The sequence below is a fragment of the Marinobacterium maritimum genome, assembly GCF_039523155.1.
GTDB classification, from domain to species: Bacteria; Pseudomonadota; Gammaproteobacteria; order Pseudomonadales; family Balneatricaceae; genus Marinobacterium; species Marinobacterium maritimum.
Genome location: NZ_BAAAET010000002.1, coordinates 753914 through 773733 on the forward strand (window position 1 = coordinate 753914; position 19820 = coordinate 773733).

Genomic DNA, 19820 nt, shown 5'->3' on the forward strand with positions numbered 1-19820 from the left:
TCCGAATCAGGATGAGAACAAACCCTGAGGCTTGATCAGCAGGATGAACGCCATAAGGATGTAGATCATCATGCTCGACAGCTGCGGCACCAGGACTGAGGCGAAGGTGTCGACCAGTCCGACCAGCAATGCGGCGATGAAGGCGCCCTTGATCGAGCCCATGCCGCCGATCACCACGACGACGAAGCAGGTGATCAGGATGTGTTCGCCCATGCCGGGCACGATGGATGACATGGGGGCCGCAGCGACACCGGCGACGGCCGCCAGCATCACGCCAATCGCGAAGACGATGGTGTACAGCTTGCGGATGTCGATGCCGAGGCACTCGACCATTTCGCGGTTGGACTCACCGGCGCGGATCAGCATGCCCAGGCGGGTCTTGTTGATCATGAAGTACATCACCGCTGCGATGCCGACGCAGAGCAGGGCAACGAAGATGCGATAGACCGGGTACTCAAGCACATCTGTAACCGGGATGGCGCTGGACAGGGCTGCCGGGACGGCTACGCCGAGCGGATCGTTACCCCAGAGCAGTCCCTGCAGGGCGTTGAACACGAAGATCATGCCGATGGTCAGCAAAACCTGGTCCAGGTGGTTACGACGGTAGAGCTGCCTGATCAGCGTACGCTCCATCAGAATACCGATCAGCAGTGCGATCACGGCTGAGATAAGGGCGCTGAGGCCAAAGCTGCCGGTATGTTCGACGAAATACCAGACCAGATAGGCACCGACCATGTACATGGAGCCGTGTGCCAGGTTGAGAATGCCCATGACGCCGAACACCAGCGTCAGGCCCGAAGCGATCAGGAACAGCAGCAAACCGTACTGCAGGCCGTTGATCAACTGAACTAGAAAAAGAGAGGTGGTCATAACAGAACCCGCACAAATCAGTAGGGTTGAACGGGCCAGGCTGGCGGCAGCCAGCCCGACCAAGGCTTGGCAGGCGGTTAGAGCTTGCAGCCGCGGGCCGGGTCGGCCAAGGCGGGAGCCGCAATCTCAACGACCCGGTTTTCGCCATTTTCCACGGTGCGCAGATAGACGTTCTGCACCGGGTTATGGGCCGGCGAGAAGGTAAAATCACCGCGAGGACTGCGCACGGTGGTGCTCTCCAGGGCCTTGATCAGTGCCTTCTGGTCAGAGATGTTGCCACCCAGCTGGTTGACGGCAGAGGCGATCATCAGGCCGGTATCATAACCCTGGACAGCATAGATATCGGACGCCTTGCCGAACTGCTGCTTGTATGAAGAGCGGAAGCGAGTGTTCTGCTCGTTATCGAGGCTGTCGGCATAATGCAGCGTGGTCAGTACCCCTTCAGCTGCTGAGCCCTGCGCTTCCAGCGTGCCCTCGGTGAGAAAGCCGGAGCCGAGCAGCGGGATCTTGCCTTTCAGGCCGAGCGCATCGTAGTCCTTGACGAACTTGACCGCGCCGCCGCCGGCGAAGAAGACGAACACGGCATCAGGATTGATCGAGGCGATCTCGGACAGGTAGGCCTGGAACTCGGTTTTGGGGAAGGGCACCAGAATTTTCTTGACGATTTCGCCACCTCCGGCAGTGAATGACTCTTCAAAGGCATCCAGGCTTTCCTTGCCCATGCCGTAGTTCCAGCTCATGGTGACGACCTTCTTGTAGCCCTTGTCCAGTGCCACATTGCCCATCGGGTAGGACGGCTGCCAGGAGGAAAAGGAGGTGCGGAACACGTTCGGTGAGCACAGCGGACCGGTTACCGGGCCGGCACCGGCATTGGGCACGATCATCACCGTATCCTTGCCGCGCAGCACCTTCAGCATGCCCATGGCAACGCCGGAATGAACCGGCCCGATAATGAAGTCCGCCTCGCTGTTGTTGAGCAGAGAGGATGCGATTTCCGGTGCACGCTCGGGGCGGGCCTCGGTATCGATCTCGATGTATTCGATCTTGCGACCGTGCAGCTTGGACATCTGTTCCTGCAGGGCCATTTTAAGACCATTGCGAGTGGCATCGCCCAGGGCACCGTAAACGCCGCTGAACGGCAGCATCATGCCGACCTTGATCGGTTCATTGTTTGCGGTAACAGACGTGCTGAGAGTAAGCGTTGCCAGACCGGCAACCACGGCAGTGCGCAGCGAGTGGGACTTGAACATGTTGGACCTCTCATGGAGTGCGTTATTTTTATGGTCCACTGATTAGAAAGAACCCTGCTCGGCATCAATAGCCGCCAGATGCAGACCTCTGTCCAAAAACTGCAATGGGCCTGGCTGCAAGGAAGAAGGTGCGCAAGGGATGCACTGAATGGATAAAGCTTGCACCCACCGGATTTAACCCGGCATGCCGGGCTGTAATAGTCGAACAATCACCGGCTGGACAAGGATCCGCCGCAACCGATAACAACACCTATAACAACAAGAGGTGGCTTATGAAAAAGGGTGTAATGCGTCCCGGGCATGTGCAGATCCGTGTGCTGGATATGGATGATGCGCTGAAGCACTACGTGGACCTGCTGGGCCTGATCGAGATGGACCGTGACGACCAGGGCCGTGTCTACCTCAAAGGCTGGACCGAAGTGGACAAGTTCTCGGTGGTACTGCGTGAAGCGGACCAGCCGGGCATGGATTTCATGGGCTTCAAGTGCCTGGACGAAGCCACCCTTGATGAACTGCAGCGAGCGTTGACCGACTACGGGGTTGAGGTTGACGAGATTCCTGCAGGCGAGCTCAAGGATTGCGGTCGCCGTATCCGTTTCCAGGCACCGACAGGCCACCAGTTCGAGCTGTTTGCCACCAAGGAGCAGACCGGCCGCTACGGTGTCGGCAACCACAACCCGGAAGCCTGGCCGCGTGATCTCAAGGGCATGAAGGCGCAGCGCTTCGACCACTGTCTGCTCTACGGCCCGAGCCTGGATGAGACCTATGACCTCTTCCGTGAAGTGCTCGGCTTTGATCTGTGTGAGCAGGTGATGACGCCGGACGGCAAGCGGGTGGCGCAGTTCCTGACCACCAGTATGAAGGCGCACGATATCGCCTTCATCGATCACCCCGAGCCGGGCAAGTTCCACCATGCTTCCTTCTTCCTGGAAACCTGGGAAGATGTGCTGCGCGCCGGTGACCTGATCTCGATGACCGATACCTCCATCGATATCGGCCCCACGCGTCACGGCATCACCCACGGCCAGACGATCTACTTCTTCGACCCGTCCGGCAACCGCAACGAGGTGTTCTGTGGTGGTGACTATTTCTATCCAGACCACGAGCCGATCACCTGGGATGCGGACAAGCTGGGCAAGGCGATCTTCTATCATGACCGCCAGCTTAATGAGCGTTTCCTGACGGCGCTGACCTGATTCCGTTGTTGTGCTGCACTCGACTGTTTGAGTTCCACAGTCGAATATTTCACGCCGTCATCCGACGGCGTTTTTTATGTGTGGATGCATAGCTTCATCGTGTCTGGGCGTCATCGGGTTGCCACGCCCCGAAGCCTGCCGCCTGGAACCGGTGTGAATAGGGTGAGGATTGTTACCGGCTCGAAATGATAGTTGTTAAGACTTCCTGTTGTCTAAAGCGGGCGGCTGGCGAAGTTTGGCCAGGTAGCGTCTGTCGTCCAGTGTCGACAGGAGTACCGCCACAGCAATACCGATGCCTGCGCCCAGCAGGGTGTCGAGTAGCCGCTCGGTTACGATCTCCATACCGACATTGCCATTGGCACCGAGGTAGGTCATCAGCAGGGCCATTGGGGTTACAAACAACAGGCCGAGGGCGTAATTGAATCCGATCACGAACTCCGTGAGCAACTGAAGTACCGCGACTATGAGAATCAGGAACCAGATTGACGGAGCTTGCTGTAACAGAATCCACGCCAGAACGGCGCCTGCAACGGTCCCGGCCATGCGCTGCAGAGCTCGATTCATGCTGATATGCAGATGTGTGCCCTGCATGATGGCCAGTGCCCCCATTGCGGCCCAGGCGGGATAATTCGCTTCCAGAGCGTAGGAGGCGATAAAGATCGCAAACCCGGCACCAACGGAAATTCTGGCTGCTGCAATCAGCCTGTGAGTCAGCGGACGTTGAGGTTCCTCGGGGAAGTTGCTTTCCGGCCCCGGAAGCTGGCGCAATGGCTCCGTTAGCGCGCAGACAGCCCATGCAAGAACAGCCACCACCGCGGTCATCAGGGTTCGCTGCACTACCTGTTCCAGGCTGATTTCCGTGGTCATTGAGGCTCCGGCGGCAAAAATGAATATCAGTGCGCCGGGCGGGCCGAAATTGCCGGTCACACAAATGAACAGCAGAACACCGCATAGCAGGGCCAGCAAGGAGAGTTCGAGGAGTTCGGGTGCGCCCAGCCAGGCAGCACTGGACATGATCAGAACAACCAGGACCTGGCAAAGCCCTGCCTGGAATAGGGTCAGATGGCGTTTTTTGCCCGGCGCAAAGCGGCCGAGTAATGCGACCAGGGTACCCAGAGCCGCAAAGCCGATCAGGTGTGACCATGGGGACAGGTAAGTGAGAGGTAGTGCAATAACAGAGGTGATCGCGGCCTGCAGTCCTGCCAGCGTTGAGTTGCGCAAGAAGGGTTGGCGCGACAGGCTCATGCTCTCCTTGAGCTGATCTCGATGCAGCAGATGAAGGGCAGCATCGCGGCGGCGCGTGGATGGTGCGGAGCCGGTTGTCTCGGGCAGAGTATTGGGGGTGTGGCTCATTATGCTGGCTCCTCTGTCCTCTCGGCCTCCAGCTCCGACATTCGACAATTTATTTTCTCGAACGATATGAACATCGCTGCTATTTCATCATCGGTCAGCTCTGACAACATGGCGGCTTCGGCCTTGCCGATCTCTTGCAGGATCTCGTTCACGCGCGCCTCACCGGGCTGCGTCAGGTAGATCCGCTTGGCACGTCCGTCACCGGCATCGCGCCTGCGCTCGATCAAGCCTTCACGCTCGAGTATGTCGAGCACTCTGACAAGGCTTGAACCGTCCACACCGACCAGGAAGGCCAGTTCTTTCTGCACCAGACCGCCCCCGCTCTCGCGCAGGTGCACCAGGGGAGCCCAGATTGAATCTGTCAGCCCGGCTGCTGCAAGCTGTGTTTGCATGGCGCGGCGCCAACGTCGAGCGAGCAGAGAAAAGGTAATACCGAATCTGGAGCGAAGGGAGGTTGGAGTATTCATGTAAATAAGGGTAGAAAAATATAGTTTGAATTGCAAATCAAATTATATTTTCTGAATAGCTGGCACCCTGGATATCGTTGTCGGGCGCCAGTCTTCCTGGTGAGTCTCTGCGATTTGGTCTGATGGTTTTTAACGCGTTCAGCCCAGGCGCTTCCTCACCGGATGGGGCCTTCCCCGGGTGAGAAGCACCTGCCCACAAACTGCCAATACACCCTCTGCACATATGGGATAAAGAATGGCAAAGGCTGGATAGTGAGCCTTGTCACCGCCCTCTACTCTGAGATCAAACAATAAGGAGGGCATAGCAATGCAAGACAATCTGATCGCCAAAGTGGGTGGCATGATGGAGGTGGATAAAGAGCAGGGTCTTTATCGCGGCCGTCGTGACATGTTTACTGATCCGGAACTGTTCGAGCTGGAGATGGAGCACATCTTCGAGGGCAACTGGATCTACCTGGCCCATGAAAGCCAGGTCGCCAACAGGAACGATTATTTCACTACCTATATTGGCCGTCAGCCGGTGGTGATTACCCGCAACAAGGACGATGAACTTAACTGCTTCATCAACGCCTGCAGCCACCGTGGTGCTGTGCTCTGCCGCAAGAAGAAAGACAACAAGGCCGTCTTTACCTGCCCGTTCCACGGCTGGAGTTTCAACAACTCCGGCAAGCTGGTCAAGGTCAAGGATCCCAATGATGCCGGCTACCCGTCTTCCTTTGACTGCGATGGTTCCCACAACCTGAAAAAGGTGCGCATGGAGAACTACCGCGGCTTCCTGTTCGGCTCGCTGAATGACGACGTCAAGCCGCTGACCGAGCATTTGGGCGAAGCGGCCAAGATCATCGACATGATCGTGGATCAGTCGCCGGAAGGGCTGGAAGTGGTGCGCGGCTCCTCTACCTATGTCTACGACGCCAACTGGAAGCTGCAGGCCGAGAACGGTGCTGACGGTTACCACGTTTCCGCTACTCACTGGAACTACGTGGCCACTACCGCTCGCCGCAAGGCAGGCATGTCAGCCGATGACGTCAAGGCGATGGATGCCTCTACCTGGAACAAGCAGAAGGGTGGTTTCTACGCCTTTGAGCACGGCCACATTTTGCTGTGGATGAACTGGCCCAACCCTCAGGATCGCCCGCTGTATGAGCGCCGCGATGAGCTGGTGGGCAAGTTTGGAGAAGACCGTGCCGACTGGATGATCGGCAACCTGCGCAACCTCTGCCTCTACCCGAACGTATTCCTGATGGACCAGTTCAGTTCGCAGATCCGTCATTTCCGTCCGATTGCTGTGGACAAGACCGAGGTCACCATCTACTGCATTGCGCCCAAGGGCGAAAGCGCCGAGGCCCGTGCCCACCGTATCCGCCAGTACGAGGATTTCTTCAACGCCTCCGGTATGGCAACCCCGGACGATCTGGAAGAGTTCCGTGCCTGCCAGGAAGGCTTCAAGGGCATCAAGCTGCCGTGGAACGACATGTGTCGTGGTGCTGAGCACTGGATTGATGGTCAGGACGAGGATGCCAAAAAGCTCGATATCCACCCGGTCATGAGTGGTGAGAAGGTCGAGGACGAAGGCTTGTACATCGTCCAGCATCACTACTGGCAGAAAGTGCTGGACCAGGCAGCGCGCAAGCAACAGGAAGAGAAGGGGGAGTAAGCCATGACTATCAGTTACGAAGAGATCCGTGATTTTTTGCACTCCGAGCAGCGCGCACTGGATGATAAGGATTATGACAACTGGCTTGAGCACTACGACAAGGAAGCCGAATACTGGGTGCCGAGCTGGGATGTGGATGGCGAGCTGACCGTCGATCCCCAGTCCGAGATCTCGCTGATCTACTATGCTCGCCGCGATGGCCTGGAAGACCGCGTGTTCCGCATCAAGACCGACCGCTCCAGTGCCAGCTCCTTGCCGGAGCCGCGTACCCAGCACATGTTGAGCAACCTGGAGGTACTGAATGCCTCGGCAGGTGATGCTGAAGTTCGCTACAGCTGGCTGACCAACAGTGTGCGCTACAACAGCGTGGACACCTATTTCGGCACCGCTTTTGTGACGCTGGTGCGTGGCGAAGACGGCTCGTTGAAGATCAAGCGCAAGAAGATCGTGCTGAAGAACGACTACATCCATCACGTAGTGGATATCTACCACCTCTGATCGACCCACACCTAATAACAAGTGTCCCTGGGGTATAGGTGATGGGTATCGCCGATACCCCTTCAAGGGGCCGAGGTAGCACGCAATGTATAAAGTAGCTCTGAATTTCGAAGATGGTGTGACTCGGTTCGTCACCACTCTGCCGATGGAGACGGTCGCCGATGCGGCCTATCGCTCCGGCCTGAATATCCCGCTGGATTGCCGTGACGGTGCCTGTGGCACCTGCAAGTGTCACTGCGAATCCGGCCAGTACGAGATGGATGGCTACATCGATGATGCCCTGTCAGATCACGAAGCCGAGCAGCAGTTCGTGCTGACCTGCTGCATGATTCCGGAATCTGACTGTGTCGTGACCGTACCGGCTTCTTCCGAAGTCTGCGTACGCAGCCAGCAGGCTGATGTTCATGCCAAACTGACCGATATCAACCTTCTGTCCGACTCCACCCTTTCCTTTACGGTCGCCAGCGACCAGGTGCGTGCCATGCACTTTCTGCCGGGGCAATACGTCAATGTGCAGGTGCCGGGTACCGACCAGTCCCGTGCCTATTCTTTCAGCTCCATGATCAATGAAGCCGATGAGTCGGTGTCCTTCCTGATCCGCGTGGTGCCGGAAGGTCTGATGAGTACTTTTATGGCCGGCAAGGCCCAGATCGGCGACGAGCTGGTACTTCGTGGCCCTTACGGCAGCTTCTATCTGCGCGATGTGAAGCGTCCCGTGCTGATGCTGGCCGGTGGCACCGGTCTGGCGCCGTTCATGGCGATGCTGGAGAAGATCCAGCAAGAGGGCAGCGAGTACCCGGTTCACCTGATCTACGGCGTTACAAATGATGTGGACCTGGTCGAGCTGGAGAAGCTGGATGCCTTTGCTGCCGCCATCGACAACTTCACCTTTACCGCCTGCGTGGCGTCAGAAGAGAGCAACTGGCCGCACAAGGGCTATGTGACCCACCATATCGAGCCGGGCCAGCTGAACGACGGTGATGTGGATATTTACCTCTGCGGCCCGCCGCCGATGGTTGAAGCGGTCAACGCCTTCATGCAGGAAAAGGGTATTCAACCCACCAGCTTCCATTATGAAAAGTTTGCCGCCAGCAAGTAAGGAGTGGGCATGAGACCTGATCGTTTTGACAACAAGGTGGTCATCGTGACCGGCGCGGCCCAGGGCATCGGGCGTGCGGTTGCGCTGCAGATGGCTGCCGAAAACGCCAGCCTGCTGCTGGTGGACCGTTCCGAAATCGTGCATGAAGTGGCCCAGGAAGCCGAAAGCGCCGGGGCGGTACAGGTCCGGGTGGTAACGGCGGATCTGGAGAAATATCCCGAATGTTGTCGCGTGGCCGATGCCTGCATCGACTACTTCGGGCGTATCGATATTCTGGTCAACAACGTGGGCGGCACCATCTGGGCCAAACCCTATGAGGCCTACGAAGAGGAGCAGATTGAAGCGGAAGTGCGTCGCTCCCTGTTCCCTACCCTCTGGTGCTGCCATGCGGTGCTCAAGCCGATGCAGGCACAGCAGAGTGGGGTGATCGTCAACGTCTCCTCCATTGCGACCCGTGGCCTGAACCGGGTGCCCTATGCCGCTGCCAAGGGCGGGGTCAATGCAATGACCGTCTGCATGGCATTTGAGAATGCGCAGCATGGCATTCGAGTCAACGCCGTGGCGCCGGGTGGCACCGATGTGGGCGAGCGCCGTATCCCCCGCAACACCGAAACCATGAATGACAGGGAAAAGGCCTGGTACCAGACGATCGTGGACCAGACCATCGATTCCACGTTCATGAAGCGCTACAGCACGCCGGACGAGCAGGCCAGTGCAATCCTGTTCCTGGCCTCGGACGAGGCCTCCTATATCACCGGAACGGTGCTGCCGGTTGGCGGAGGTGATCTGGGATAACACAAGCATTCGCAGCAAGCAGGGCTCAGCCCTGCTTTTTTGCGTTTGAGACATCCCGCCTTTGTAAAACCGTATTTGTAAAACAAGGGCCAGGTGTGCACCCCGTGCCACTGCGGCCTCTTTCTATGCTGAGGAAATGATCATGGCAACAAAAACAATAATCGTGCCTGAAGGAATGGAATTCATCCGCGACGAGATCGGCTATGCACCGGCGGTGCTGGTCGACAAGCGTCTCTACATCGCTGGCCAGATCGGGCGCAATGATCAGCGTGAGCTGGTTGCCGACAAGGAAGCCCAGTTCGTCCAGGTATTCGAAAACCTGAAGCGGATTCTGGAGGAGGCCGGAGGCTCTTTTGCCGACCTGGTCGAAGTGACCAGCTACCACACCGACATGCGTGACCTGCCGTTGTACATGGAGGTGCGCAACCGTTACATGAAGGGCTGTTATCCGGCCTGGACCGCTATCGGTGCGGCCTCTCTCTGCGGAGCGCCGGGCTATTTTCTTGAGGTGAAAGGGATCGCAGAACTGGAGTGAGGAGTGCAGCGCATGTTGAAGGATATATCGATCTCCACTGTTATCGCAGGCCTGATGGCGGTACTGGTGTCCTATTCAGGACCATTGGCAATCTTCTTCCAGGCGGCGCATAACGCGGGTATTTCCATGGAGATGATGACCTCTTGGGTCTGGGCGATCTCCATCGGTGCAGCGGTGACCGGTATCCTGCTCAGTGTCTGGTTCAGGATCCCGGTGATCACCGCCTGGTCGGCGCCGGGCACGGTGCTGCTGGTGACGCTGTTTCCCGAGCTGTCGATCAATGAAGCCGTGGCGGCCTACATCACGGCGGCGGTGATCATCTTCCTGGTCGGCATCACCGGGCTGTTCGACCGGGTGGTGCACCTGATTCCACGCGGTGTGGCGGCGGCGATGATGGCCGGGATCCTGTTCGATTTCGGTCTGGGCGCCTTCCGCTCACTGGAGGCTGTGCCGCTGGTGACCACGGTGATGATCCTCGGCTTCGTGCTGTTCAAGTACCTCAGTCGGGCCTATTTCCTGGTATTGATGGTGCTGCTGGGCGTAGTACTTTCGCTGACCCTGATGGATACCCATCTCGGCCAGCTGGAGTGGCAGCTGGCCTCGCCGGCATTGATTGTGCCGGAATGGAGCTGGAGCTCGACACTGGGGCTGGCGCTGCCACTGGTGATTGTCAGCCTGACCGGGCAGTTCCTGCCGGGCTTTGCCATTCTCAAGGCATCGGGCTACGCCTTCTCATCCCGGCCGATCATCAGCCTGCTATCGCTGGTTTCCATTCCTACCGCTTTTTTCGGCGGGATTACCACGGTGATCGCCGCGATCACCGCCTCCATCTGCACCAGCCCCGATGCCCATGAAGATCCGGGCAAGCGCTACATTGCCGGTGTCGCCAATGGGGTTTTCTATCTCATTGGTGGAATCTTTGCCGGCAGCATAGTGCTCTTCTTCACCAGCTTCCCCACCGAGATGATCGCCATCATCGCCGGGCTGGCGCTGCTCGGTGCGATCAGCAACAGCCTGAGCGCCGCGCTGGAAGACAAGGAGCACCTGGATGCGTCCCTGGTGACATTTATGGCGACAGCCTCGGGTGTGAGCATCTGGGGCATAGGATCTGCCTTCTGGGGTGTGGTGTTGGGGGCGGCCGTGTATGGATTGAATCAGGCGTTGAGGGGGCGTCGTGAAAGACGTCAGTCTATGCCGGAAACCTGTGCTGAAACTGAGGCATGACTACCATAAACGGGATTTCATGCCCCCGTTTTTGCCGCTTCTATCCCGTTTTTGCAACGCTATACTGGATTTCAACCTGGCTGGCAGCCCTCGCGGCAGGGACTGTTGCAGTGTGATCCAACAATAAAATGATCGGCCTGACATAGCTAGCGGCCGAAACTGATCAAGGTGAGCCATGAAAGAGTTCAAGCATTTTATCAACGGCGAGTACGTGGCCTCTGCCAGCGGCAAGACCTTCGAAAATCGTTGCCCGGTGGACAACAGCCTGATTGGCCCTGTTCATGAGGCCGGCGAAGCTGAAGTGGATGCGGCGGTTCGTGCGGCCAAGGCAGCGCTGAAAGGTCCTTGGGGCAAGCTGACCCAGGCCCAGCGTACCGAGATGTTGAACAAGGTTGCAGACCGCATCAACGAGCGCTTCGAAGAGTTCCTCGAAGCCGAGTGTCGTGACACCGGCAAGCCGCGCTCCATCGCCAGCCATATCGATATTCCCCGTGGTGCCGCCAATTTCAAGGCGTTTTCCGAAACCCTGGCCAACCACCCGACCGAAGGCTTCCGCATGGATACGCCGGATGGCAAGGGTGCGCTGAACGTGGGTCACCGTACACCCAAGGGCGTGATCGCCGTTATCTCCCCGTGGAACCTGCCGCTGCTGCTGATGACCTTCAAGGTCGGCCCGGCACTGGCCTGCGGCAACACCGTGGTGGTCAAGCCGTCCGAGGAAACTCCGGCGACTACGACGCTGCTGGGCGAAGTGATGAACGAATGTGGCGTGCCGGCTGGCGTGTTCAACGTGGTGCATGGCTTCGGCCCGAACTCTGCCGGTGAGTTCCTGACCACTCACCCGCTGGTGAATGCGATCACCTTTACCGGTGAAACCCGTACCGGTGAAGCGATCATGCGCGCCGCGTCCGTGGGGCTGCGCAACATCTCCATGGAGTGTGGCGGCAAGAACCCGGGCATCGTCTTTGCAGACTGCGATATCGAAAAGGCGGTTGAAGGCACCATGCGTTCCGCTTTCGTCAACTGTGGTCAGGTCTGCCTGGGTACCGAACGTGTTTACGTCGAGCGTCCGATCTTCGAGAAATTCCTGTCCCGCATGAAGGAAGAGGTGGCCAAGCTGAAGCTGGGTCGCCCGGAAGACAAGGAAGCCAACTTCGGCCCGCTGGTCAGCCTCGAGCATCGCGAGAAGGTCAAGTACTACTACGATCTGGCCCGTGAAGAGGGTGCGACCGTTGAGATCGGCGGCGGTATCCCGGATATGGGCGCCGAGCTGAATGACGGTGCCTGGATCGAACCGACTATCTGGACTGGCCTGTCCGATGATGCCCGCGTCATCCGCGAAGAGATCTTTGGTCCCTGCTGCCACATCCGTCCGTTCGATACCGAAGAGGAAGTGATCGAGCTGGCTAACGACACCGATTACGGCCTGGCGTGCGCCATCTGGACCGAAAACTCTGCCCGTGCCGTTCGTGTCGCCGAGCAGATGGAAGTAGGTCTGGCCTGGGTGAACTCCTGGTTCCTGCGTGACCTGCGTACTTCCTTCGGTGGTGCCAAGCAGTCCGGCATCGGTCGTGAAGGCGGCGTACACGGTCTCGAGTTCTACACCGAAACCAAGAATATCTGCATCAAGCTCTGAGGACAGACGATGGACAAGCAACTGATTCAACAATGCGGTGACGAACTCTACCAGGCGATGCTCGAACGCACGCCGGTGCGTCCGCTGACTGAGCGTTTCAGCGACATCACCATCGAAGATGCCTACAACATCTCCCTGCGCATGCTGGAGCGTCGCATCGAGTCTGGTGAAAAGATCATCGGCAAGAAAATCGGCCTGACCTCCAAGGCGGTGCAGAACATGCTCGGCGTGGGGCAGCCGGACTTCGGTTACCTGACCGACAAGATGGCGTTCAGCCAGGGCGAAGAGATGCCGATCTCCGAGCGCCTGATGCAGCCGAAGGCGGAAGGCGAGATCGCCTTCATCCTTAAAAAGGACCTGATGGGGCCTGGTATCACCGCTGCTGACGTTTTGGCTGCGACTGATTGCGTCCTGCCTTGCTTCGAAGTGGTCGATTCCCGCGTCGAAAACTGGCAGATCAAGATTCAGGACACCGTAGCAGACAACGCTTCCTGCGGTCTGTTCGTACTGGGCGACCGTGCCGTTGACCCGCGCAAGGTTGATCTGGCGACCTGCGGCATGGTGGTCGAGAAGAACGGTTCCATCATCAGCACCGGTGCTGGCGCTGCGGCCCTGGGCAGCCCGGTCAACTGCGTCACCTGGCTGGCCAACACCCTGGGCCAGTTCGGTATCCCGCTGAAGGCCGGCGAAGTGATTCTGTCCGGTTCACTGGTGCCGTTGGAACCTGTCCAGGCCGGTGACTTCATGAGCGTCAGTATCGGTGGCATCGGCAGCGCGTCTGTCCGTTTTGTCTGATCAGCCAGAGTTGATTACAGGATAAGAATAATGAGCAAAAAACTGAAAGCGGCCATTATCGGCCCGGGTAACATCGGCACTGACCTGCTGATGAAGATGAAGCGCTCCGAGTGGATCGAGCCGGTCTGGATGGTCGGTATCGACCCGACCTCCGAAGGCCTCAAGCGTGCCGAAGAGATGGGCATCAAGACCTGCGCTACCGGCGTGGACGGCCTGCTGCCGCACGTACTTGAAGACGATATCCGCGTTGCCTTCGACGCCACTTCCGCCTACGTCCATGCCGAGAACAGCCGGAAGCTGAACGAACTGGGCGTGATCATGGTCGACCTGACGCCGGCCGCCATCGGCCCCTACTGCGTACCGCCGGTGAACCTGGCTGACCATGCCAAGAACCTGGAAATGAACGTCAACATGGTCACCTGCGGTGGCCAGGCGACCATCCCGATGGTCGCGGCAGTCTCCCGCGTACAGCCGGTGGAGTACGGTGAAATCATCGCCACTGTTTCTTCGCGTTCAGTAGGTCCGGGCACACGCCAGAACATCGACGAATTCACCCGTACCACTGCCGGTGCCGTTGAGAAGGTGGGTGGTGCCAAAAAAGGCAAGGCGATCATTATCATCAACCCGGCTGAGCCGCCGCTGATCATGCGTGACACCATCCACTGCCTGACCGAAGGCGAGCCGGATCAGGCCGCCATCACCGAATCCGTGCAGGCCATGGTGAAGGAAGTGCAGAAATACGTACCGGGCTACCGCCTGGTGAACGGCCCGATCTTCGACGGCAACCGCGTCTCCTGCTTCATGGAAGTGGAAGGCCTGGGTGACTTCCTGCCCAAGTACGCCGGCAACCTGGACATCATGACCGCGGCCGGTCTGCGCACCGCCGAGATGTTCGCTGAAGAAGCGGCCAATGGCGCCATCACCCTGCCTGAGCGTGGCTAACGGAGGATTACGATATGAACCTGAACGGTAAAAAAGTCACGCTGCACGACATGAGCCTGCGTGACGGTATGCACGCCAAGCGTCACCAGATCAGCCTGGACGAGATGGTCAACATCGCCACCGGTCTTGATGAAGCGGGCATGCCGCTGATCGAAGTCACCCACGGTGACGGCCTTGGTGGTGCCTCCGTCAACTACGGTTTCCCGGCCCACAGCGATGAGGAATACCTCAACGCAGTCGTGCCGAAGATGAAGAACGCCAAGGTATCTGCACTGCTGTTGCCGGGTATCGGTACCGTCGATCACCTGAAAATGGCCAAGGACTGCGGCGTTTCCACCATCCGCGTAGCAACGCACTGCACCGAAGCGGATGTGTCTGAACAGCACATCGGCATGGCGGCCAAGATGGAAATGGACACCGTTGGCTTCCTGATGATGGCGCACATGGTCAGCCCGGAGAAGATCCTGGAGCAGGCCAAACTGATGGTCAGCTACGGCGCCAACTGCATCTACGCCACTGACTCTGCCGGTTACATGCTGCCGGATGAAGTCACTGCCAAGATCGGCCTGCTGCGCGCCGAACTGCCGAGCAGCGTCGAGGTCGGTTTCCATGGTCACCACAACATGGGTATGGCAATCGCCAACTCCCTGGCTGCGATTGAAGCCGGTGCGTCCCGTGTCGATGGTTCCGTCGCAGGCCTGGGGGCCGGTGCCGGCAACACCCCGCTGGAAGTATTCTGTGCCGTGCTGGACCGTATGGGTGTCGAGACCGGCATCGACCTGTACAAGATCATGGATGTGGCCGAAGACCGGGTGTTCCCGATCATGGACCAGCCGATCCGCGTTGACCGCGATGCGCTGACCCTGGGCTACGCCGGTGTCTACTCCTCCTTCCTGCTGTTTGCCCAGCGCGCGGAGAAGAAGTACGGCATCCAGGCCCGTGACATTCTGGTAGAGCTTGGTCGCCGCGGTACCGTCGGTGGTCAGGAAGACATGATTGAAGACCTGGCACTGACCATGGCGAAAGAAAAGGGGCTGATCTAATGGCTGAAGCATACGAGAACAAGCTGACACAATCCCAGATTGAAGAGCTGGCGATCCACTGCGAAAACGCCGAACTGGAAGCCTACGAGATCACCAAGATCACCGATGACTTCCCGCAGATGACCTACAAGGATGCCTTCGACATCCAGTGGGAGATCCGTCGCCGCAAGGAAGAGCGTGGTCACAAGATTGTCGGCATGAAAATGGGCCTGACCTCCTGGGCCAAGATGGCACAGATGGGTGTTGAGCAGCCGTGCTACGGCTTCCTGGCCGACTACTTCAGCGTGCCTGAAGGTGGCGAGATCAAGCATGATGAGCTGATCCACCCGAAGATCGAAGCCGAGCTGGCCTTCGTGCTGAAGGATGAACTCAAGGGACCGGGCGTACATATCGGTGATGTGCTGCGTGCCACTGACTTCGTGATGCCGGCGGTGGAAGTGATCGACTCCCGCTACAAGGACTTTAAATTCGACCTCAAGAGCGTCATCGCTGACAACTCTTCCTCCAGTCGCTTTGTTACCGGTGGCAACATGGCCGATATTGCCGATATTGACCTGAAAAACATCGGTGTGGTGATGGAGATCAACGGTGAAGTGGTACAGACCGGTGCCGGTGCGGCCGTACTGGGTCATCCGGCGGCATCTGTGGCCATGCTGGCCAATATGATGGGTGAGCGTGGCGAAAGCCTGCCGGCTGGCAGCTTCATCATGATCGGTGCCATCACGGCAGCAGTGCAGGTTAACAAGGGTGATGCCTTCACCGTACGTTACCAGGGCTTGGGCACCATCGGCGGCAAGTTCGTCTGAGGCTGGCTCAAGTAAGGAGAACAAGCATGCCAGTTGCACAGATCCACATCATGGAAGGGCGCAGTGACGAGCAGAAGGAGATGTTGATCGCGGAAGTGACCAGCGCCATTGCTCGCTCGCTCGACTCGCCCGAGGCCAATGTCCGCGTCATCATTACCGAGATGCCCAAGCAGCATTTTGGTATCGGCGGTCAGTCGGCCAAGACGCTGGGGCGTTAGCCCCGGCAGCCCTTGATGCAAGGGCAGCAGTAGCGTTTCAACTTTCGTTGTCAGTCTCCTTACCCCGCCATTTGGCGGGGTTTTTTTGTTTCTGGTGTCAAGGAGATGAAACGCTATTTTTGAGATACACCCACAAAGTGAACATAAACTTAACAAAATGTCAGTCAGTGTCAGGTTTAGTTATCACATTTGTGGTAAAAAAGGGACTCGGAAAATTCCGAAATACCAGGTCTGAAGTTTTGAGTTGTGGAATCAGGATGCATACAACACGCCTAAAACAAACCATACGGGATGCCCGTCAGCGCCTTGCAACGGCTGCGCTACTCACTGCTGCCATCTTGATGCCTCAGGCGGCGCAGGCAGAAACTTTCGGTGACTGGCGCGTGGACTGCCAGGGCGAGCAGTGCCAGGCCGTACAGCAGTTGTTTGTCGGCGAAGGCGAACAGCGGTCACGTGTACTCTCGGCATCGGTGCTCAAGATCAAGGAGCAGCGGGTGCTTCAGATGGTACTGCCGTTGGGGGTGGACCTGCGGCCGGGAGTTGTCATTCGCATCGATGAATCTGAAGAGCAGCATTTTGCCTACACCACTTGTGTGAAGGATGGCTGTGTGGTCCTGATTTCCCTGAATGACCGCCTCTATGCAGGCATGAAAGCGGGCAAGACCATGAAAGCAGGCTTCAGGCCTTTCAACTCAGAGCAGACGCTGGTGGTAGAGCTTTCACTGTCTGGGTTCACCAAAGCCAGTTCCAAAGTACGTTAATCAGGCCGGCAGGCGAACTAAGGGGTCTTTGTGAAAACAAGAATGGCAACAGGGTTTCCAGGCAAGAACAGATTCAAGCCGCTGGCATTGATGATCAGTGGAGTTTGCGTTTTGGGTCTGGCGAGTGGGCGTGACCTGCTTGCAGCCGAAGCTGTTTCTACAACCGAAACAGTGCAGGGTGATGTCCAGAATGAAGTGGCTACCGGCGAGCACCGTCTGCTCATTACCGCACAACCGGGTGAACTCCTGTCTACCCACCTGCAGGCCAACGGTCAGCGGTTGTTCGTGACCCTGTCGCCATCAGCGGATCTGGACCAGTGGCGCCGCAAGGCCGAGCAATTGTTGTCACAGCCGTCCATTTTCCATAAGGCTTATGTCCAGACGCTCGGCGAACGTAACCACCTGGTGGTCGAGTTCATGCGTCCTGTGGACCTGATTGACGAGACTGTTGCGCTGAATGGTGACAGTCGTCTGAGCTGGGAATTGCTGCTGCGTGAGCGGCCCGCTGATGCCTCCATCCGCCTGCTGAACCAGGTGAAGATCGAGAAGCGGGGCAACCTGTTTGATCTTTCCTTCGCCGGCCACGCGGAAATGGTGGTTGAAGTGTCCATGGCGGAGCAGGGCAAGCAGCTGATCGTTGAGCTGCCAGGAGTAGCCGCGAACTCGGTCGACTTGCCAGCCATGCCTGAGTTTCTGGGTGAGCCCCAGATCACTTCCCGCAGGGGCGGCGGTTCTGTCCTGACGTTTACGCCCGAGCTTCCGGTAGATCTGCTGGACGCCCAGGTGGGGTCTGACCCCGAAAACGAAGCCAGTTTCATTCACCTGCTGCTGGTGCCCGATGCACCGGTACAGGAAGATTATACGTCGCCGGCAGCCATTGAGATGGCTGCCCTGCGATCCGGTTTCGGTGTTGAGTTGAAAGGATCCGATGCGCTGCAGGCGCGTGGCTATTACTTGACGGCGCCAGGCCGTCTGATCGTCGACTTTCCGGGGGTCCCGGTCGAGGCTGTGGCCAGCCAGATCGGTGCATTCGAGGCTGATTCACGCTTCATTGAACGGGTTCGTTATGGTACTTCCGGACTGGGGTCGGCGCGTGTGGAGCTGACACTGGAGCCCTCCTATGCTGCCGGTCTGTCATCTCAAGTGACGCCTTTCATCGATCGTTATGCGGGCGCTTTGACGGTTGCGATGCCGCAGGCTGCCATTCAGCCCCAGGGCGGTTTTCCGGAGGACCTGAAAGGTATTGCCGGGTTTGAGATGGACACTCTGCGCCATGTACCCTCATTCGATTTTACGCGTCAGCCAATATTGAGTATCGGCTCGGTCACCCTGGACGATGCCCACTATGCGGCAGAGACACCGATTCTGCAGGGCGAACGATTCAAGTTGCTGGACCTGGTGGATCAGGCGCTGGAACAGGATCCCACCTATCAGGCGGCCAAGGCCGAGTTCAGGGCGCGTGGCGAAGTTTTGCCTCAGGCCAAGGCTGACTATCTGCCCCAGGTCAGCTTCAGCTATCAGTACTCCAGCAAGTACCAGACCGTACATGAATCGGGCTCCATCCCGACGGGTAACTATGATGTGCCGGGATACAACCTGTCGCTGAACCTGACTCAGCCGGTTTATCGTCGGGCCAGCCTGATTGCGATCGATCAGGCCGAAGTGGCGGTCGAGCAGGCCAAACTGGCACTGCTGGCGGCCGAACAGGACCTGATCATGCGTCTGACCACTGCCTATCTGGATGTGCTGGCGGCACGGGATGAGCGTGACCTGGCGCAGGCCGAGCACAACGCCATCGTGGCGCAGCTTGAGCAGGCCCAGATCCGTTTCAACAGCGGCTTGCTGAGCCGTGCCGACTACAACGAATCTCGCAGCCTTGAAGCCCTGACGCGCGCGCGTCTGATGAAGGCGGAGTTCAAGTACGACGATGCCCGTCTGAGCGTTAAGGAGATCGTGGGCCAGGAGGTTGAAAGCCTGCACGGCTTCAATGCCGACTTCCGTGCCGCACCGCCTTTCCCTGAGCGGGTTGACCGTTGGGTGGGAGCCGCGCTGGACCAGAACCTGTCGCTTCAGGCGCAGCGTCTGTCAACCACCATTGCGCAGAAAGAAATCAGTCGTCGCAGTGCCGAGCATCTGCCCACAGTGGACCTCTTTGTCACGGCTGGTCAGCAGGTCTCCGAAAGCACCCTCTTTGCTGACTCTCGCCAGGATGTCAGTGATTACGAAGTCGGCCTGCGCCTGAATGTGCCGATCTTCAGTGGTGGGCGCACCTCCTCGCTGGTGCGTGAAGCGACGGCTCGCCTGGACAAGACCCAGCAGGAGATGGAACGCGAATACCGCAAGACCGAACGTATCGTGCGCTCGGCCTACTCCAGTCTGGTATCCAGTACGGCCATGCTGGCGGCGCTGCGCGAAGGCGTGCTGGCGCAGGAAATTCGACTGGCGACACGCCTCAAGGGGTTCGAGTCCGGGGTGGAAACCTCCGTTTCCGTACTCGATGCCTATCAGAGCTATTACGCGGCACGGCGTGATTTCATGCAGTCCCGTTATGAATACCTGAAGAACCGACTCACGCTGAAGCAGGCGGTTGGCACCCTGGCCCGTAATGACGTGGCTGACCTGGACATGATGCTGGAACCGAAATAAGCGACTGACACATTCGCACGGAGAATACT

Annotated in this window: 19 protein-coding genes; 15 read left to right on the forward strand and 4 right to left on the reverse strand. The window is 58.2% G+C overall.

Annotated elements, in window-relative coordinates:
- Positions 1 to 6 precede the first annotated feature (6 nt).
- A complete protein-coding gene (locus ABD013_RS09875) occupies positions 7 to 870 on the reverse strand; it encodes a branched-chain amino acid ABC transporter permease (RefSeq protein ID WP_343805357.1) in 864 nt (287 codons plus the stop codon).
- 77 nt (positions 871 to 947) lie between these two features.
- The gene (locus ABD013_RS09880) at positions 948 to 2120 is read right to left on the reverse strand and encodes an ABC transporter substrate-binding protein (RefSeq protein WP_343805359.1); all 1173 of its coding nucleotides are present in this window, start codon (positions 2118 to 2120) and stop codon (positions 948 to 950) included.
- 272 nt (positions 2121 to 2392) lie between these two features.
- On the opposite strand from ABD013_RS09880, the gene ABD013_RS09885 reads away from it, so the two are divergent.
- A complete protein-coding gene (locus ABD013_RS09885; RefSeq protein WP_343805361.1) occupies positions 2393 to 3316 on the forward strand; it encodes a catechol 2,3-dioxygenase in 924 nt (307 codons plus the stop codon).
- 195 nt (positions 3317 to 3511) lie between these two features.
- On the opposite strand, the gene ABD013_RS09890 is transcribed toward ABD013_RS09885, so the two are convergent.
- Together ABD013_RS09890 and ABD013_RS09895 are read right to left on the reverse strand one after the other, a co-directional pair.
- The gene (locus ABD013_RS09890) at positions 3512 to 4669 is read right to left on the reverse strand and encodes an FUSC family protein (protein WP_343805363.1); all 1158 of its coding nucleotides are present in this window, start codon (positions 4667 to 4669) and stop codon (positions 3512 to 3514) included.
- The gene (locus tag ABD013_RS09895; RefSeq protein WP_343805365.1) at positions 4669 to 5061 is read right to left on the reverse strand and encodes a MarR family winged helix-turn-helix transcriptional regulator; all 393 of its coding nucleotides are present in this window, start codon (positions 5059 to 5061) and stop codon (positions 4669 to 4671) included. Before ABD013_RS09895 ends, ABD013_RS09890 begins: the two co-directional genes overlap by 1 nt.
- 382 nt (positions 5062 to 5443) lie before the next feature.
- Here ABD013_RS09895 and benA point away from each other — a divergent pair, with 382 nt between their 5' ends.
- The 14 genes from benA (at position 5444) to ABD013_RS09965 (ending at position 19791) form a co-directional block, all read left to right on the forward strand.
- Positions 5444 to 6793, forward strand: a complete 1350-nt coding sequence (gene benA, locus ABD013_RS09900) for a benzoate 1,2-dioxygenase large subunit (protein WP_343805368.1) — start codon at positions 5444 to 5446, stop codon at positions 6791 to 6793.
- A gap of 3 nt (positions 6794 to 6796) precedes the next feature.
- Positions 6797 to 7291 (forward strand): aromatic-ring-hydroxylating dioxygenase subunit beta, encoded by a 495-nt coding sequence (locus ABD013_RS09905; RefSeq protein ID WP_343805370.1) that lies wholly within the window; start codon positions 6797 to 6799, stop codon positions 7289 to 7291.
- An 85-nt stretch (positions 7292 to 7376) separates the two neighbouring features.
- Positions 7377 to 8390, forward strand: a complete 1014-nt coding sequence (benC, locus tag ABD013_RS09910; protein ID WP_343805373.1) for a benzoate 1,2-dioxygenase electron transfer component BenC — start codon at positions 7377 to 7379, stop codon at positions 8388 to 8390.
- 9 nt (positions 8391 to 8399) lie between these two features.
- The gene (locus ABD013_RS09915; RefSeq protein ID WP_343805375.1) at positions 8400 to 9185 is read left to right on the forward strand and encodes a 1,6-dihydroxycyclohexa-2,4-diene-1-carboxylate dehydrogenase; all 786 of its coding nucleotides are present in this window, start codon (positions 8400 to 8402) and stop codon (positions 9183 to 9185) included.
- Between the two features lie 142 nt (positions 9186 to 9327).
- Positions 9328 to 9720 (forward strand): RidA family protein, encoded by a 393-nt coding sequence (locus tag ABD013_RS09920; protein WP_343805377.1) that lies wholly within the window; start codon positions 9328 to 9330, stop codon positions 9718 to 9720.
- 12 nt (positions 9721 to 9732) lie between these two features.
- Positions 9733 to 10944 (forward strand): benzoate/H(+) symporter BenE family transporter, encoded by a 1212-nt coding sequence (locus ABD013_RS09925; RefSeq protein WP_343805379.1) that lies wholly within the window; start codon positions 9733 to 9735, stop codon positions 10942 to 10944.
- Between the two features lie 175 nt (positions 10945 to 11119).
- A complete protein-coding gene (locus ABD013_RS09930) occupies positions 11120 to 12580 on the forward strand; it encodes a 2-hydroxymuconic semialdehyde dehydrogenase (RefSeq protein ID WP_343805381.1) in 1461 nt (486 codons plus the stop codon).
- 9 nt (positions 12581 to 12589) lie between these two features.
- Positions 12590 to 13375, forward strand: a complete 786-nt coding sequence (gene dmpE, locus ABD013_RS09935) for a 2-oxopent-4-enoate hydratase (RefSeq protein WP_343805383.1) — start codon at positions 12590 to 12592, stop codon at positions 13373 to 13375.
- Positions 13376 to 13405: 30 nt separating this feature from the next.
- Entirely contained in the window at positions 13406 to 14317 is a 912-nt protein-coding gene (locus tag ABD013_RS09940) for an acetaldehyde dehydrogenase (acetylating) (protein WP_343805385.1), read from the forward strand.
- Between the two features lie 14 nt (positions 14318 to 14331).
- A complete protein-coding gene (gene dmpG / locus ABD013_RS09945) occupies positions 14332 to 15360 on the forward strand; it encodes a 4-hydroxy-2-oxovalerate aldolase (protein WP_343805387.1) in 1029 nt (342 codons plus the stop codon).
- Positions 15360 to 16166 (forward strand): 2-oxo-3-hexenedioate decarboxylase, encoded by an 807-nt coding sequence (gene dmpH / locus ABD013_RS09950; RefSeq protein ID WP_343805389.1) that lies wholly within the window; start codon positions 15360 to 15362, stop codon positions 16164 to 16166. Before dmpG ends, dmpH begins: the two co-directional genes overlap by 1 nt.
- Before the next feature lie 2 nt (positions 16167 to 16168).
- Positions 16169 to 16384, forward strand: a complete 216-nt coding sequence (locus ABD013_RS09955; protein WP_343805793.1) for a 2-hydroxymuconate tautomerase — start codon at positions 16169 to 16171, stop codon at positions 16382 to 16384.
- Between the two features lie 257 nt (positions 16385 to 16641).
- Positions 16642 to 17145, forward strand: coding sequence for an invasion associated locus B family protein (locus ABD013_RS09960; protein ID WP_343805392.1), 504 nt, complete (start codon positions 16642 to 16644; stop codon positions 17143 to 17145).
- A gap of 30 nt (positions 17146 to 17175) precedes the next feature.
- On the forward strand, positions 17176 to 19791 hold the full coding sequence (locus tag ABD013_RS09965) for a TolC family outer membrane protein (protein WP_343805394.1): 2616 nt from the start codon (positions 17176 to 17178) through the stop codon (positions 19789 to 19791).
- Positions 19792 to 19820 lie beyond the last annotated feature (29 nt).